Genomic DNA, 14,288 nt, shown 5'->3' on the forward strand with positions numbered 1-14,288 from the left:
ATACTAGTATGGAGTTTATATGAACAACATCATCAAGATGCTCAACGATGAGCAAATGAAAAAAGACGTTCCTGAGTTCGGTGCCGGTGATACCGTAGTCGTTCAGGTACGCGTTAAAGAAGGTGACAAAGAGCGTCTGCAGGCGTTCGAAGGTGTGGTTATTGCTAAGCGTAACCGCGGTCTGCACTCTGCCTTCACCGTACGTAAAATCTCTAATGGCGAAGGCGTTGAGCGTGCGTTCCAAACTCACAGCCCTATGATTGCCAGCATCGAAGTTAAGCGTCGTGGCCGCGTTCGTCGCGCCAAGCTGTACTATCTGCGTGATCGTTCAGGTAAGTCTGCACGTATCCGTGAGAAACTGGCTACCAAGTAATTCGGTACCGGTTAGACAAAGACGCAAGTGTTCGCACATTAACCCGCCTCCCGAGGCGGGTTTTTGTTTTTGGTCATTTTGTTCAAACTGAGAAAATTTCAGCTTTAAGCCTTGCTTACGGCGTAGCAGCAGGGCACACTGTGCATTCGATGTAATGGTGTAGCGTTACAGCATTGCAATTGTGTCATCCAATATGAAATGCCAGATTCAGTATTCAAGGGGAAAGGCCATGCAGCAGGATACGATAAACAACGTGCACATCAGCGCAGAGAAGGTGCTGCTGACGCCCAAAGAACTTAAGGCCGAGCTGCCCCTGTCTGCCCATGCCCAGCAATATATTCTCAGGGCCCGGCGTACGGTGGCCGACATAGTGCACCGCCGCGATAAGCGCACCCTGGTGGTAACCGGTCCCTGCTCCATCCACGATATCGCTGCTGCCAAGGAATACGCGCTGAAACTCAAGCGGCTGCATGATGAGCTCAAAGATGAATTCTTTATCCTGATGCGGGTCTACTTCGAAAAGCCACGCACCACGGTTGGCTGGAAGGGGATGATCAACGATCCCGACATGGACGGCTCCTTTGATGTGGAAAAGGGGCTGCGACTGGCCCGCGAGCTGATGATTTTCCTCGCCGAGCTTGAGCTGCCTGTGGCGACCGAAGCGCTCGACCCCATCAGTCCCCAGTACATTTCCGAGCTGGTCACCTGGTCGGCCATAGGGGCCCGCACCACGGAATCCCAGACCCACAGGGAAATGGCCTCAGGTTTGTCCATGCCGGTGGGGTTCAAGAATGGCACCGACGGCAAGCTCGACGTGGCCATCAATGCCATGAAATCCGCCGCCAGCGGCCACCGTTTTATGGGCATCAACCAGGAAGGGCAGGTGTCGCTGCTGCAGACCAACGGCAACCCCGATGGGCATGTGATCCTGCGTGGTGGCAGCGCCCCCAACTATGATGCGGACAGCGTTGCCGACTGTGAACAGCAAATCCGCCAGGCGGGGCTGACGCCCAGACTGGTGATCGATTGCAGTCACGGCAACTCGTCGAAAAACCATGAGCGCCAGCTGCCTGTGTGCCGTGATGTTTTTGCGCAGATTGCCGAAGGCAGCGACACCATCATAGGCGTAATGCTGGAGAGTCATCTCAATGCCGGTAACCAGGCCAGCGATAAGCCACTGGCACAACTGCAATACGGGGTATCTGTGACCGATGCCTGTATCGATTGGTCCAGTACCGAGGTATTGCTGCGTGAAGGAGCGGCCCAACTGGCCTCGGCGCGTCAAAGCCGTTCTGTTATGCTGAAGGCCGCCAATGGCTGACAGGATATTTGATATGACGGAAAAGACCACGGCCGAGCTGGAAAAACTGCGCGGCCTGATTGATGGCGTTGATAACCAGTTGCTGCATTTGCTGCGCAAGCGCCTGGATTTGGTGGCCCAGGTGGGCGCGGTGAAGCACGCCGCCGGACTGCCCATCTATGCCCCGGCCAGAGAGGCGGCCATGCTTGGCAAACGCCGTGAAGAAGCCCAGGCCATGGGCGTCAATCCACAGCTGATTGAAGATGTGCTCAGGCGCTTGATGCGCGAGTCCTACCTGAGTGAAAAGGATGTGGGTTTTAAGCAGATAAAACCGGATTTGGGCCAGATAGTCATCATAGGCGGCAAGGGGCAATTGGGTCGTCTGTTTGCCCAGATGTTCAGCCTTTCCGGTTATAGGGTGCAAATCCTCGACAAGGATGACTGGCAGGTGGCAGACAGCCTGTTTGCCGGCGCCGGTCTGGTGCTGGTGACAGTGCCCATAGGTAGCACCTGTGAGCTTATCCGCAGCCGCTTGGGAAATCTGCCACAGGATTGCATTCTGGCGGATCTTACCTCCATCAAGGAGGCACCACTGAACGCTATGCTGGAGACTCATAACGGTCCGGTGGTGGGGCTGCACCCCATGTTTGGCCCGGATGTTGGCAGTCTCGCCAAGCAGGTGGTGGTGGTGTGCCATGGTCGCGGTCAAACCCAATACCAGTGGTTGCTGGAACAAATTGGGATTTGGGGGGCACGTTTGGTTGAAGCCGAAGCGGTCCGCCACGACAAGGCGATGCAACTGGTGCAGGCCATGCGTCACTTCTCGTCCTTTGTTTACGGCCTGAATTTGTGCCGGGAGCAAGCCGACATAGATAGCCTGCTGGAGTTCAGCTCGCCCATTTACCGGCTGGAGCTGGCCATGGTTGGGCGCTTGTTTGCCCAGGACCCACAGTTGTATGCGGATATTATTTTTGCCCAGCAAGGCAGCCTGGAGGTCATTGCCGACTATCTCGACAATTACCGCGAGGCCCTGGCATTGCTGCAGGCGGGAGATAGACAGGGCTTTATCAGCAGATTCAATGAAGTAGCCCGCTGGTTTGGCGACTATGCGGCCCAGTTCCAGCGTGAAAGCCGCGCCATGTTGCAGTCGGTCAATGACATGAAGACGGGCTGAGAGAATTTACTGCGGTCGGTTGCGAATTTGTCGACTCCTCAGTAAGGTTAAATTAAGGGCCTTCGAGTCCGCTATATCACGGGAGATGAACATGACCCAACTGAGTCTGATGCAGACAAGTGCCGAAGATCGCAGCCTGTTGCACCTCAACTATGGGCTGATGAGTGCATTTCCCCTGTTGTTGCCGCTGTTATTGGGCCTGGTATTGAACCTGTCCCTGACCAAGGGCTGCAGCGGTCCATTGGGGCGCAGCCACTTGCGTTGGCAGCGTCATTCCATGCTGGGATTGGCGCTGTTGTTGCCACTGAGCTACAACCTGCCCCATGACGCCAGCGCCCTGGCACTGATGTCCTTAACCCTGATGTGGTTTGTGATGCGCATCGTCAAGGGCTGGGTCAGCCTTATCGATGGCATAGCACCATGAAGTAATAGCGCCGTGAAGTAATAGCGTCGTGATGTAATAACACCGTGATGTAATAACACCGTGATGTAATTGAACAATGCAAAGGGGCCCGCAGGCCCCTTTGTGTATCTGAGACTTTTCAGCATCAATTGTGTATCTGGGCCGCCACCTGGCGCACCAGCGCCTGGGGCAGGGTGTCCAAATCCAGCACCAGGCCATCGGCTCCGAGCTTGACTATAGCGTGGACCTGGCGGCTCAGCGCCTCGGGTGCCACGGCGTAGCTGGGATTGACAAGCACAGGCAGGTGGCTGACTTCCTTGAGTTCCACCAGGGACGCCAAATCGAGTGTACCGCCCGCCTGATGATGGAAGGCGCTGACGCCGGCATCGCACAGCAACAATTGCTGGTTGCCTGCTCCGAGGATCACATCGGCACTGGCCAGCCATTCCTCCAGGCTGGCCATGGAGTTGCGCTCCAATATCAACGGAGTATTGAGCCTGCCGGCCTGCTCCAGCAAGTCCTGATTGAACATCTGATTGCCGCGCAGCAGCAGAATGTCGGCAAAGGGAGCCAACTGGCTCAGTTGCGCCTCCTGCTCTATGGCAACGATGGTAACAAGCTGAAACTGGTCCAGCACCCTTGCAGCAGCTGCCAGGCGGGTCGCTGTGTCTGTGTGACGCCCGGCGCCATCAAAAATGATCCCCTGAACACCCGAGGACTTAAGTTCCTTGGCCAGATTATCCAACCCCGTGGTGGTCTGGGGCAGGGCAAACTGCACCAGTGCGGTTCTTTGACTGCCATCGAGACACAGGTGTTTGACCTGCAGCGGGCTGGCCAGTTGCTTGAATGCACGGCTGTGGCGCTTGGGCTCTGTGGTTCCTTCGGCATGCTGCTGTTGATGCTTGAGGGTATCGGGCTCGATCAGCAGCTGATGATTGCTCAGCTGGGTCGGCTTGACGGATTCGCTGGGATAACAGCCCAGTACTTTGACAAAGCGGGTGATCCGTTCCAATTCCTTCAACGCGGTTTGCATCGGTGCGCTGTTAAGATTGGCATCTATATCAAGGTAGAACATCTCTTCCCAGGGCGTGCCCGGAATGGGCCGGGATTCCAGTTTGCTCATATTGAGATTGTTGGCCTTGAGTACCAACAAAGCCTCCACCAGGGCACCCGGCTTCTGGCCTGTGGCCATGATTAGGGTACATTTGGCCGGTAATTGCTCGGGCACGTCCACCGCCTTGCGGGAGACCACGATAAAGCGGCTCTGGTTCACCTTCTGGTTGGCCAGTCCCTGTTCCAGGGCTTCCAGTTGATACAGGGCGCCACCCTCAGCGCTGCCGATGGCGGCAACACCAGGGTCATCACTCAACTGCACCTTCTCCATGGCCTCGGCGCTGGAGGCACAGTATTCCAGGCGAATACCCGGATGCCTTGCCAAATAGCGACTGCATTGGCTGATGGGCTGTGGGTGGGCATAGATAGTATGGATTTTGCCGCTTTGAGCCTCAGCTTTGCCCAGCAGGCAATGACCGACCTCTATGGTGGTTTCCCCTACAATCGCCAGGCTGGTGTGTTGCAGTACGTCATAGACTTCGTTGATTGAGCCGGAGGAAGTATTTTCGATGGGCAGAAAACCGTAATCGGCATGGCCGGACTCCACGGCTTGCACTATTTCATCAAAGTTCTGGCAACCCAGGTCAATCATTTCCACCTGACGGCGCTGGCAATAGCGATTTGCGGCCAGGAACGAATAGGATCCCCGGGCCCCCAGATACGCGACACAGTATTGTTGCTTCTGGGTTTCGGGATTGGCACGGCCATGGAGGTAGGCCTGCTGGTTGAGTACCGAATCCTCGATAATGCTTTGATAAAGTTGCACCACGAAGTGGGGGTCGAGCCCTTGTTCCCGGCCCTTTTGTACCAGGCGGGCCAGCAGTTCTTTTTCCCTTTGGGTATCGCGCACCGGCCTGACGTCGACTTCCTTGCTGCGGGCGACTTCCAGGCTGAGATCCCGACGCTTGGCGAGCAGCGACAGTATGTCATTGTCTATGGTAGTGATCTGTTCCCGGGTTTGACTCAGGGGTTGGGGTTTATCCATGCTGACCTCTATCTGTACTGCAATTTCACCTGTGTTATAAACAAAAAAGCCTCCCGGGTGGTGGAGGCTTTGGTATTTTCACTTTCTTTTTTACACAGAAATACCGCCTCCAGAGGGGAAGTGAATAAAAAAGAAAGTAAAAACGGCGAATAGTCTGTTCATGGTCTCTAAAACTAAGTTCAGGGCGCGGCAGTGTCAATCAAATCTTTTGCAACTTGCGCTAAACAAAAGCGCACCCTGGGGTGCGCTATGTGCTGTTGGGGCTTATGCCACGTTCAGTTCGTATTCGAACTCTTCCTCGGCTTCTTCCACGCCTTCAAAGCGTTGACCTTCGGCTTTATGGGTGAGGCGATTGAGCTGTTTCTCCAGCTTTTGACCCATGGCGGTAATGGCGGCGTAGAGGTTTTCGTGTTTGGCCTGGGCGAACAATTCACCGCTGGGGATACCGACCGAGGCTTCTATTTTGAAAAAGGTCTTTTCCTGACTGATGATGACATGGGGATTGATCAGGGATACATCGTGCCTTGTGAGCTTTTCAAAACGGCTTTCAATACGTGCAAGGATAGGAGCAGTGACTTCCAGTTGTTTGCTTGTGATCTTAATCATATTGTCTCACCTTCTTTTGCTTCCGTGACTTCAGACTACCAAGCACAGTGAGGAAAGTCGTGAGTAAAATCACGTTTCACGGCAGTCACATAATCGTTCGCTGTATATTTGAACGCTTGAATCCGAAACGCGAAAAACGGCCTGAAAAGGCTTGTCATGGTCCCGGTTGAGGTTCATATTTGAACGGATAACCTCGGCAGGTTATCGCGATTTTACCTTCTCATTGCCCCCTCAGTTGATTAAAATCCGGGCTTGGTATTTTGTCTGGATGTCCTAATGCATACTCAATCACACATCAAGGTTTGGGATCTGCCGGTTCGGCTGTTTCATTGGTCCATGGTGATTCTGCTTGGCCTGCTTTGGTGGAGTGCCGAGGCCGGCGAGATGGCCTGGCACCAGGTATTTGGCTTTACCCTGATGGTACTGCTGCTGTTTCGGATCCTTTGGGGACTGGTGGGCAGCGATACGGCCAGATTTGCGCGGTTTGTGCATCATCCGCTCAAGGTGTTGGCCTACGCCCGCAGCGTGCGTCGTGAGGGCGTTAAGGCCCATGTCGGTCATAATCCCCTGGGCGCGTATATGGTGGTGACACTGTTGTCTCTACTGTTGTTGCAACTGGGAACCGGTCTGTTTGCCACCGATGAAATTTTTACCGAGGGACCGCTGGTGTCCTATGTCAGTTCGGACGTGGCGTCGGCGCTGACCTGGTTGCATAAATTCAACTTTAACCTGCTGTTGCTGCTGGCGACTGTGCACGTGTTGGCTGTGATCTGGCACTTGCTCAACGGTGACCGTTTGCTGGGAGCCATGTTCACCGGTAAAAAGCCCCATATTGGTGAGAACGTCGCTGTACGCTTTGCACCGCTGAGACGTGCGCTGTTAATAGTGACTGTGTTGGGCTATTTGATTGGCAATTTTCTTATTTGGCCGGTGTTGCAGAGCATGTAATAAAAAAGCCCGCATTGCGGGCTTTGTTTTTTTGATATCACAATCAGTCTTTCTTGTAGGCGTCGTGGCAGCCTTTACAGCTCTTGCCGGTTTTCATGAAAGCCTGCTTGATGTCGTCCTGGTTATCGGCCTTGGCCACATTGGCGAGGGCGGCTGCATTTTCCTGGAACTGGGTCATCTTGGCATCAAAGTCGGCCTTATCCTGCCAGATTTTGGCCAGGGCGTCTGTGTGGCCTTTGTCCGAGCCGGGAATGAAACCCTCTATCGGTAACTTGGACAGGGCGGCGACGTGCTCGGCGCGCATGGCGAATACCTCTGCGTCAAAGGGCTTTTTGCCTTTGAGCATGGCGCCCATGTCACCGAAGTTATAGGCGATCAGGGAAAAAGCTGACTGGCGGTATCCGATGGCTTCCTTTTCGTCGTCAAAGTTGTGTGCCATCGCCATGCCGCTGAGCAGGCTGGCGCCGGCCAGTGTCATTATGATTTTCTTCATTGTTATATCTCACGTTTCCTGTGGTTGCAGCAATGCGGGGGTATTCTGGCATACTCCCATGACAATCGGAACCGCTTAATTTGCAAGCGTTTATGTATAAACGAACGCGGATGACGCCGATTGTCAGTCCCATGAGGCCTTGCTACACTGCCCGATATTGATTGCACTTAAGGAATGGGGTTGCCATGCGGGCTTCTTGGGAACTGGTTTTGGAAAAGATCCTGGCGCACCCGGACAAACAACAACTGTTGGATTTGTTCCAGTTGCTGTTGACCGAAGAGGAGCGCAGCGCTATCGCCGGCAGATTAAAGGTATTTCAGCTGTTGTTGGGAGGTGGGCTGAGCCAGCGTCAAATCGCCGCTGAGTACCAGATAAGTATCGCCACCATCACCCGTTGTTCCAATTATCTCAAACACATGAGCGACGCCGAGCGCAGCAGAATCGCGAGTCTTATCGTCTCAGACCCGGGAGATATCCGCTGAATGCTCAGGCGCGTTTGTGATGCCTATGCAAAGAGCGCCGTGCCAGCAGGTATAGACCCCAGGTTGTCATGATTAACGCCAGCATCAATTGGGTTTTGTTCTGATCCTGCTGAAACAGTTGCAGTGCGGCCGCCAGCCAGGCAAAGGGCAGCAACTCATACACCCAAAAGGGCCAAAATCCCGGTTTACGCCGCCTTGTAGGATCGGTACGCCTGTGGTCCGAGCGCAAGGCGTAAACCAGGGCGCCGGCGAGAAGCAGCAGTCCGGCGGCCAGTTGTGCTATTAATGCTGGAAAGGTCAGCATCACAATGGCGCCAAGGCTCATATAGAGATAGGGCAGTAATTCGTAGAGAAAACGATTCATTCAAGCATTCCTTTGCCGTGGGGGGAACCTGATTGTCACTGTAGCTGTTCCCCTTTTTCGATTGGTTATCTCACCAAAGAGTAACAGATAAACAAAAGGCCGAACAAATTCTGTTCAGCCTTTTGTGATCCCGCCTGAATTTATCAGCGGCAGCCGCAACCGCCGTTGCCGTCACAACCGGGCTTGGTTTCTTCCTTGTGTTCATGACCACCACAGCAACCTTCGTCGCCGTGTTCATGATGGTGGTGTCCACCGCAGCCACCGTGGGCATGGATATGACCATGGGCCACTTCTTCTTCGGTGGCGGCTCGCACCTCGACCACCTGTACACTGAAGTTCAGTGATTGGCCGGCCAAAGGATGGTTGCCGTCAACTATGACACTGTTGTCCATTACCTCGGTAACCTGTACCGGGCGCTGGCCCATTTCGGTCTCGGCGATAAAACGCATACCGGGCACTATGTCTTCAATGTCACCGAAAGCGGCCAATGGCACTTCCTGGCGCAGGCTCTCATGGTAAGGACCGTAGGCTTGCTCACACTCAATGGTCACTTCCAGATTGTCACCGGCTTGCTTGCCTTCCAAAGCGGCTTCCAAACCGGGGATCAGGTTTTCGGCGCCATGGAGATATACCATGGGTTCGCCTTCAAAGGAGCTTTCCAGCAATTGGCCTTGCTGGTCATTCAAGCGGTAGTGGATGGTAACCGCTGTGTGTTGGGTGATCTTCATAACGCCTCCGCATCTCAAAGTGGCGCAAATGATACTCAAGTTTTACCCCAGTGGCGATGATTTACATCAGGCTTTGTTAACTAACGCAGGCTTTGCCCATGGCTGCATAAAATGCGGCGCGGCATGCTGAAATTTATTCAACTGAGCCGAAATTGAATCAGTATATTAAAATCAATTGCTTGCGTGTCTTTGGTACTTTTTCTTACGTTTACGTCAACTGAGATTTTGTTCTTTTTTACCCAAAACTGCCTGTGGAAATTCATTTTTATCCCAGTTTTATTGATGATTCCTCGTTTTTGCTGCCGCTTTGTGAATTATTTGTTTAAACGCGGCTTGACAAGCGAGCGCAAAACAAGCAATTCTGTGTCCAGTTCACTCAAGGAGTCATCAGCAATGGCAAGGCATGTTTTTGTGCTCACCACCATTATTACCACCACCATTACCACCATGGGGGCGGGCTGATACACCCTGAACAAATTTGAAATCAACAAGCCCGCTTCCCCAAAGAAGCGGGCTTTTTGTTTCTTGGGCGCGGCGATTGGGAGAATGTAATGAAAGTCATGAAATTTGGCGGAACCTCACTGGCCAACTGGCCACGTTTTTCCATGGCGGCCGATATTATTGCAGCGGCGGCCAAGGATGGTCCCGTGGCGGCCGTGTTGTCGGCTCCGGCCACTGTGACCAATGGCCTGCTGGAGATGGTCGATGTGGCTGTGGCCAGACAGGATTACGCCAGCGTACTGGAGCGCGTGCGGGGTTGCTTTGTCAGCCTGTTTACCGAAGCAGGAGCACTTTTGTCACATGAGAGCCAGCAGGCTTTGCTGCTGACCCTGGCCGATCAGGTCAAGGCGTGGGAGGCCAGGTTGCATGGCGCCTCACTGCTGGGAGAGTGCCCGGACACAGTAAGGGCCGAGGTTGTGGTTGCCGGTGAGCGTCTGTCGGCACTGCTGATGCTGGACGTGATGGCGGCCAAGGGATTGCCGAGCGGTGAGTTGGATCCGCGGCAGTTGTTCCTGGCCCATGGCGGCGCCCTTGAATCTGTGGTGGATATCGCCGAGAGCAAGCAGCGCTGCCAAAGTTTGCCGCTCTCTTCCAAGCGGGTTTGGGTCATGCCCGGTTTTACCGCGGCCAACAGCGAGGGGCGCACCGTGACCCTGGGGCGCAATGGTTCAGACTACTCGGCTGCTGTGCTCGCGGCTTGCCTTGATGCCAGCAGTTGTGAGATCTGGACCGATGTCGATGGTGTCTACAATACCGATCCCCGAGTGGTGGCCGACGCCAAGCTCCTGACTCAGCTCAGCTACCAGGAAGCGATGGAGTTGTCCTATTTCGGTGCCAAGGTGTTGCATCCCAAGACCATAGCGCCCATAGCCCAGTTCCATATTCCCTGTTACATCAAAAACAGCTTTAATCCGGCCGCGCCCGGCACCCTGGTATCAAGCCAACCCGATGAAACCGGGTTGCAGGTCAAGGCCATTTCCAACCTGGATAGGCAGACCATGTTTGATGTGTCTGGACCGGGAATGAAGGGAATGGTGGGCATGGCCAGCCGCACCCTGGGAGCCATCGCTCGCGCCGGTGTGTCAGTGTCGCTTATCACCCAGAGTTCATGTGAGTACTCCATTAGTTTCTGTGTTGCCACAGCCGATGCGGCCAAGGTTGAAGGCGCCCTGAAACAGGAGTTTGAACTTGAGCTTAAAAGCGAATTATTGGAGCCCCTTGAGCAGCGTCACGGCCTAGCCATAGTGTCATTGATAGGTGATGGCATGCGCACCCACAAAGGGGTTGCCGCCAAGTTCTTTGTGGCCCTGGCCCAGGCTGGGGTCAACATAGTGGCCATAGCCCAAGGCTCCTCGGAAAGGTCGATTTCCGCCGTGGTGGAAGAATCCCGCACCCGGCACGCCATCGGTGCCTGTCACCAGAGCTTCTTTGATGTGCAGCAGTATCTGGACGTATTTTTGGTGGGTTGTGGCAATGTGGGCGCCGGCTTGCTGGCCCAGATCCGCGCCCAGGGGCAGGTGCTCAGGGAGCAACACATCAGTATCCGGGTTTGCGGCATAGCCAACTCACGAAAGATGCTGCTGGATGCCAGGGGAATAGATCTTGAAAACTGGCAGGCAAAGCTTGAGGCCAGTGAGCTTGACAGCGATTTGCCGGCCCTGGTGCGCTGGGCCAATGAGCAGCAGTTGCTCAATCCCGTGCTGGTGGACTGCACCTCCAGCAGTGACGTGGCCGGGCAATATCCGGCGGTGATGGAAGCTGGACTGCACGTGGTGACGCCCAACAAGAAAGCCAATACCCGCGAGCAGGATTTCTACCGCAGCCTGCGCAGCACTGCCCTGAAGCAGCGACGCCAGTTCCTGTACGAGACCAATGTGGGCGCCGGGTTACCCGTGATAGATAACCTGAAAAAGTTGCTGTGTGCCGGCGATAAGTTACACAAATTCAACGGGATTCTTTCTGGTTCCCTGTCGTTTATCTTCGGCAAGCTGGACGAGGGCATGAGCCTGTCGGCGGCTACGGCCATCGCCAGAGAGAAGTGTTTCACCGAACCCGATCCCAGGGACGATCTCAGCGGCATGGATGTCGCCCGCAAGGTGTTGATCCTGGCCCGCGAGGTGGGATTGACGCTGGAACTGGACGATATCAGGGTGGAATCTGTGCTGCCGGAGGGATTTGATGCCGGCGGCGATGTGGCCGAGTTTATGGCGAATCTGCCCAAGGCCGACCAGGATATTGCCGCCATGGTGAGTGCGGCCAAGGCCGAAGGCAAGGTGCTGCGTTATGTGGGTGAAATTGATGAGCAGGGCTGCCGAGTCGCCATCAAGGCCGTGGCGGCGGATGACCCTCTGTACAGCGTTAAGGGCGGTGAGAATGCGCTGGCCTTCTACAGCCGCTACTATCAACCCATCCCCTTCGTTTTGCGGGGTTATGGTGCGGGTACTGAAGTGACCGCTGCCGGGGTGTTCGCCGATCTGCTGCGCACCCTTAACTGGACCCGTGAGGTGAGCCTATGAGTGTGACAGTATATGCCCCGGCATCCATGGGGAATGTGGGGGTGGGGTTCGACTTGCTGGGGGCGGCTCTGGCTCCCGTGGATGGCAGTCTTCTGGGGGACCGGGTGACGGTTGCCGCGGCGCCGTCCGGCCTGTCACTGACATTGGCGGGCCCCTGGGCCAGCCGTCTGCCGGAGGCGCAAGCGGACAACATAGTGTACCAGTGTGCACAGTTCTTCCTTGAAGCCCAGGGCCAGTCTGATTCAGGTTTGAGCCTGGTGCTGGAAAAAAACCTGCCGGTAGGCAGCGGTCTGGGTTCCAGTGCCAGCTCAGTGGTTGCGGCCCTCTATGCCCTCAATGAGTACTTCGGCAGACCATACGATCCCCAGGGCCTGTTGGCATTGATGGGAGAATTTGAGGGCAGGATCAGCGGTGCCGTGCACTATGACAATGTGGCTCCCTGTTTTCTTGGGGGAATGCAGCTGATGCTGGATCTGCCCGGGCGGATCTGCGAAACCATTCCATGCTTTGATAATTGGTACTGGGTGGTGGCCTATCCAGGGATATCCCTGTCCACTGCCCGGATGCGGGCCCTGATGCCGGATGTATACGACCGCAAGGTCTGCATTGATTTTGGTCGTCATCTGAGCGCTTTCGTTCATGCCTGTTACCGCCAGGATGAGACCTTGGCACTGGCGGTGCTAAAGGATGTGTTGGCAGAACCATACCGAGCCTCGGCGATTCCGGGTTACCTCAAGGCCCGTGACGGCTTGGCGACCCTTGGCATGTTGACCACCGGCATCTCCGGCAGCGGTCCCACCCTCTTTTCCGTGGCCGCTGACCTTGAGACCGCAGAGCGGGCCAAAACCTGGTTGGAGCAACACTATTTGCTGGAGCCCGGCGGATTTGTGCATGTGTGCCGTCTGGATAGCCTGGGCACTCGGGTCGTTGAATAAGAGTATTGGTATTTTAAAAAGGTAACTTCATGGAATTATTCAATTTAAAGCACCCATCCGAGCGGGTGAGCTTTACCCAGGCCCTGAGCCTGGGACTGGGGCGTGACCGGGGGCTGTTTTTCCCAAGTAAGATCCCCGTGCTGGAGGATGTGGAAGCTTTGCTGGCCCTGCCTTTTGTTGAGCGCAGCCAAAAGGTGTTGGGGGCCTGGCTGGCACCCGAGCTGGGACAGGCTCTGGTGAATGAGCTGGTGGAAGCGGCCTTTGACTTCCCATTGCCGCTGCACAGGGTAGATGACCAGAGATACAGTCTGGAGTTGTTCCACGGTCCGACCCTGGCGTTCAAGGATTTTGGTGCCCGCTTTATGGCCCAGTGCCTGAGCCGACTGTCGGGAAAGGCAAAGCTGACTATTCTGACAGCAACCTCGGGGGATACAGGTGCGGCCGTCGCCGATGCCTTTTATGGGCTCGACGGCGTGCAGGTGGTGGTGCTCTATCCCAAGGGCAAGATCAGCCTGCTGCAGGAAAAGATGTTTACTACCCTGGGGCGCAATATTCATACCCTGGCCATCAACTCGGATTTTGATGCCTGTCAGGCGTTGGTAAAGCAAGCCTTTGATGACCCGCAAGTGCGTGACGGTCTGCACCTCAATTCGGCCAACTCCATCAATATCAGCCGCTTGCTGGCACAGATATGCTACTACTTCGAAGCGGTGGCCCAATATCGCAAGCTGCATCAGGATGCGCCCGTAATTGCGGTTCCCAGCGGCAACTTCGGTAATCTCACCGCCGGGCTGTTTGCCAAAGCCATGGGGCTGCCGGTGAAGCGGTTTGTGGCGGCCACCAACAGTAATGACACAGTGCCGCGCTACCTTGAAGGGCGTCAATGGGCCCCCAACAACACGGTCGCCACCATGTCCAATGCGATGGATGTGTCCGAGCCCAGCAACTGGCCCAGGGTTGAAGCCATCTTTGCCCATCAGGGCTGGGATTTGAATGAGTTGACCGGCCTGGCCCTGGATGAGGACGCCACCCGCGCCTCGCTCAAAGCTCTGGAGCGGGACGGTTATGTATCCGAGCCCCATGCGGCTATTGCGGCGGCGGCTTTGTCCCAAACCTTGGCGGACGATGAACGGGGGATCTTCCTGGCCACGGCGCATCCTGCCAAGTTCAAGGATGTGGTTGACCGGGAATTGGGATTGAACCTGCCGTTGCCCGAAGCCCTGGCGGCGGTCGCGGCCAAACCTGTATTGTCAGCGGAACTGCCCGCCGACTTTGCACTGCTTAAAGCCCACCTGCTTGAACGGTTGATGTAAGCGCCCCGCAACAGGCCGGCCATTCAGGTCGGCCTGTCCAACGCCATGAAAAAT

Annotated in this window: 14 protein-coding genes and 1 other annotated feature; of the genes, 9 read left to right on the forward strand and 5 right to left on the reverse strand. The window is 55.4% G+C overall.

The features are described 5' to 3' along the window. Nucleotides 1-19: 19 nt before the first annotated feature. From rplS to JYB84_RS04085, 4 genes are all read left to right on the forward strand, one after another. Entirely contained in the window at nt 20-373 is a 354-nt protein-coding gene (gene rplS / locus JYB84_RS04070) for a 50S ribosomal protein L19 (RefSeq protein WP_207322171.1), read from the forward strand. A gap of 229 nt (nt 374-602) precedes the next feature. Then, entirely contained in the window at nt 603-1,694 is a 1,092-nt protein-coding gene (locus tag JYB84_RS04075; RefSeq protein WP_207322172.1) for a 3-deoxy-7-phosphoheptulonate synthase, read from the forward strand. Between the two features lie 13 nt (nt 1,695-1,707). After that, a complete protein-coding gene (gene tyrA, locus JYB84_RS04080; RefSeq protein ID WP_207323090.1) occupies nt 1,708-2,847 on the forward strand; it encodes a bifunctional chorismate mutase/prephenate dehydrogenase in 1,140 nt (379 codons plus the stop codon). 91 nt (nt 2,848-2,938) lie between these two features. Next, a complete protein-coding gene (locus tag JYB84_RS04085) occupies nt 2,939-3,271 on the forward strand; it encodes a hypothetical protein (RefSeq protein WP_207322173.1) in 333 nt (110 codons plus the stop codon). Nucleotides 3,272-3,395: 124 nt separating this feature from the next. Here JYB84_RS04085 and JYB84_RS04090 read toward each other — a convergent pair whose 3' ends face one another. Together JYB84_RS04090 and hpf are read right to left on the reverse strand one after the other, a co-directional pair. Further along, nucleotides 3,396-5,348: a chorismate mutase gene (locus JYB84_RS04090; RefSeq protein ID WP_207322174.1), complete on the reverse strand. Its 1,953-nt coding sequence runs from the start codon at nt 5,346-5,348 to the stop codon at nt 3,396-3,398. Between the two features lie 39 nt (nt 5,349-5,387). Next, nucleotides 5,388-5,511: a sequence feature (Phe leader region), on the reverse strand. Nucleotides 5,512-5,612: 101 nt separating this feature from the next. Further along, nucleotides 5,613-5,954: a ribosome hibernation-promoting factor, HPF/YfiA family gene (gene hpf / locus JYB84_RS04095; protein WP_207322175.1), complete on the reverse strand. Its 342-nt coding sequence runs from the start codon at nt 5,952-5,954 to the stop codon at nt 5,613-5,615. Nucleotides 5,955-6,230: 276 nt separating this feature from the next. On the opposite strand from hpf, the gene JYB84_RS04100 reads away from it, so the two are divergent. Then, nucleotides 6,231-6,902, forward strand: a complete 672-nt coding sequence (locus JYB84_RS04100; protein WP_207322176.1) for a cytochrome b/b6 domain-containing protein — start codon at nt 6,231-6,233, stop codon at nt 6,900-6,902. A 43-nt stretch (nt 6,903-6,945) separates the two neighbouring features. On the opposite strand, the gene JYB84_RS04105 is transcribed toward JYB84_RS04100, so the two are convergent. Beyond that, a complete protein-coding gene (locus JYB84_RS04105; RefSeq protein WP_207322177.1) occupies nt 6,946-7,395 on the reverse strand; it encodes a c-type cytochrome in 450 nt (149 codons plus the stop codon). A gap of 185 nt (nt 7,396-7,580) precedes the next feature. Between JYB84_RS04105 and JYB84_RS04110 the strand changes: the two genes are divergently transcribed. Continuing rightward, nucleotides 7,581-7,877, forward strand: coding sequence for a Trp family transcriptional regulator (locus tag JYB84_RS04110; RefSeq protein ID WP_207322178.1), 297 nt, complete (start codon nt 7,581-7,583; stop codon nt 7,875-7,877). Between the two features lie 4 nt (nt 7,878-7,881). Here JYB84_RS04110 and JYB84_RS04115 read toward each other — a convergent pair whose 3' ends face one another. Both JYB84_RS04115 and slyD read right to left on the reverse strand, forming a co-directional pair. Beyond that, complete coding sequence (locus JYB84_RS04115) at nt 7,882-8,241, reverse strand: hypothetical protein (RefSeq protein ID WP_207322179.1); 360 nt, start codon at nt 8,239-8,241, stop codon at nt 7,882-7,884. Between the two features lie 143 nt (nt 8,242-8,384). After that, complete coding sequence (gene slyD, locus JYB84_RS04120) at nt 8,385-8,969, reverse strand: peptidylprolyl isomerase (protein WP_207322180.1); 585 nt, start codon at nt 8,967-8,969, stop codon at nt 8,385-8,387. A gap of 551 nt (nt 8,970-9,520) precedes the next feature. On the opposite strand from slyD, the gene thrA reads away from it, so the two are divergent. Genes thrA through thrC form a run of 3 tightly spaced genes read left to right on the forward strand, consistent with a single transcriptional unit; the run spans nt 9,521 to nt 14,234 of the window. After that, a complete protein-coding gene (gene thrA, locus JYB84_RS04125; RefSeq protein WP_207322181.1) occupies nt 9,521-11,986 on the forward strand; it encodes a bifunctional aspartate kinase/homoserine dehydrogenase I in 2,466 nt (821 codons plus the stop codon). Further along, nucleotides 11,983-12,921 carry a homoserine kinase gene (gene thrB, locus JYB84_RS04130; RefSeq protein ID WP_207322182.1) on the forward strand — a complete coding sequence of 313 codons (939 nt, stop codon included), beginning with the start codon at nt 11,983-11,985 and terminating at the stop codon, nt 12,919-12,921. The genes thrA and thrB overlap by 4 nt, the downstream gene beginning before the upstream one ends. 29 nt (nt 12,922-12,950) lie before the next feature. Next, nucleotides 12,951-14,234: a threonine synthase gene (thrC, locus tag JYB84_RS04135; protein ID WP_207322183.1), complete on the forward strand. Its 1,284-nt coding sequence runs from the start codon at nt 12,951-12,953 to the stop codon at nt 14,232-14,234. The last annotated feature ends 54 nt before the right edge of the window (nt 14,235-14,288 follow it).

The sequence above is a fragment of the Shewanella cyperi genome (assembly GCF_017354985.1).
GTDB classification, from domain to species: domain Bacteria; phylum Pseudomonadota; class Gammaproteobacteria; order Enterobacterales; family Shewanellaceae; genus Shewanella; species Shewanella cyperi.

Excerpts from the sequence above, each read along its gene's own strand:
- rplS (WP_207322171.1), top strand. The coding sequence starts at position 20 with ATGAACAACATCATCAAGATGCTCAACGATGAGCAAATGAAAAAAGAC.
- JYB84_RS04075 (WP_207322172.1), top strand. The coding sequence starts at position 603 with ATGCAGCAGGATACGATAAACAACGTGCACATCAGCGCAGAGAAGGTG.
- tyrA (WP_207323090.1), top strand. The coding sequence starts at position 1,708 with ATGACGGAAAAGACCACGGCCGAGCTGGAAAAACTGCGCGGCCTGATT.
- JYB84_RS04085 (WP_207322173.1), top strand. The coding sequence starts at position 2,939 with ATGACCCAACTGAGTCTGATGCAGACAAGTGCCGAAGATCGCAGCCTG.
- JYB84_RS04090 (WP_207322174.1), bottom strand. The coding sequence starts at position 5,348 with ATGGATAAACCCCAACCCCTGAGTCAAACCCGGGAACAGATCACTACC.
- hpf (WP_207322175.1), bottom strand. The coding sequence starts at position 5,954 with ATGATTAAGATCACAAGCAAACAACTGGAAGTCACTGCTCCTATCCTT.
- JYB84_RS04100 (WP_207322176.1), top strand. The coding sequence starts at position 6,231 with ATGCATACTCAATCACACATCAAGGTTTGGGATCTGCCGGTTCGGCTG.
- JYB84_RS04105 (WP_207322177.1), bottom strand. The coding sequence starts at position 7,395 with ATGAAGAAAATCATAATGACACTGGCCGGCGCCAGCCTGCTCAGCGGC.
- JYB84_RS04110 (WP_207322178.1), top strand. The coding sequence starts at position 7,581 with ATGCGGGCTTCTTGGGAACTGGTTTTGGAAAAGATCCTGGCGCACCCG.
- JYB84_RS04115 (WP_207322179.1), bottom strand. The coding sequence starts at position 8,241 with ATGAATCGTTTTCTCTACGAATTACTGCCCTATCTCTATATGAGCCTT.
- slyD (WP_207322180.1), bottom strand. The coding sequence starts at position 8,969 with ATGAAGATCACCCAACACACAGCGGTTACCATCCACTACCGCTTGAAT.
- thrA (WP_207322181.1), top strand. The coding sequence starts at position 9,521 with ATGAAAGTCATGAAATTTGGCGGAACCTCACTGGCCAACTGGCCACGT.
- thrB (WP_207322182.1), top strand. The coding sequence starts at position 11,983 with ATGAGTGTGACAGTATATGCCCCGGCATCCATGGGGAATGTGGGGGTG.
- thrC (WP_207322183.1), top strand. The coding sequence starts at position 12,951 with ATGGAATTATTCAATTTAAAGCACCCATCCGAGCGGGTGAGCTTTACC.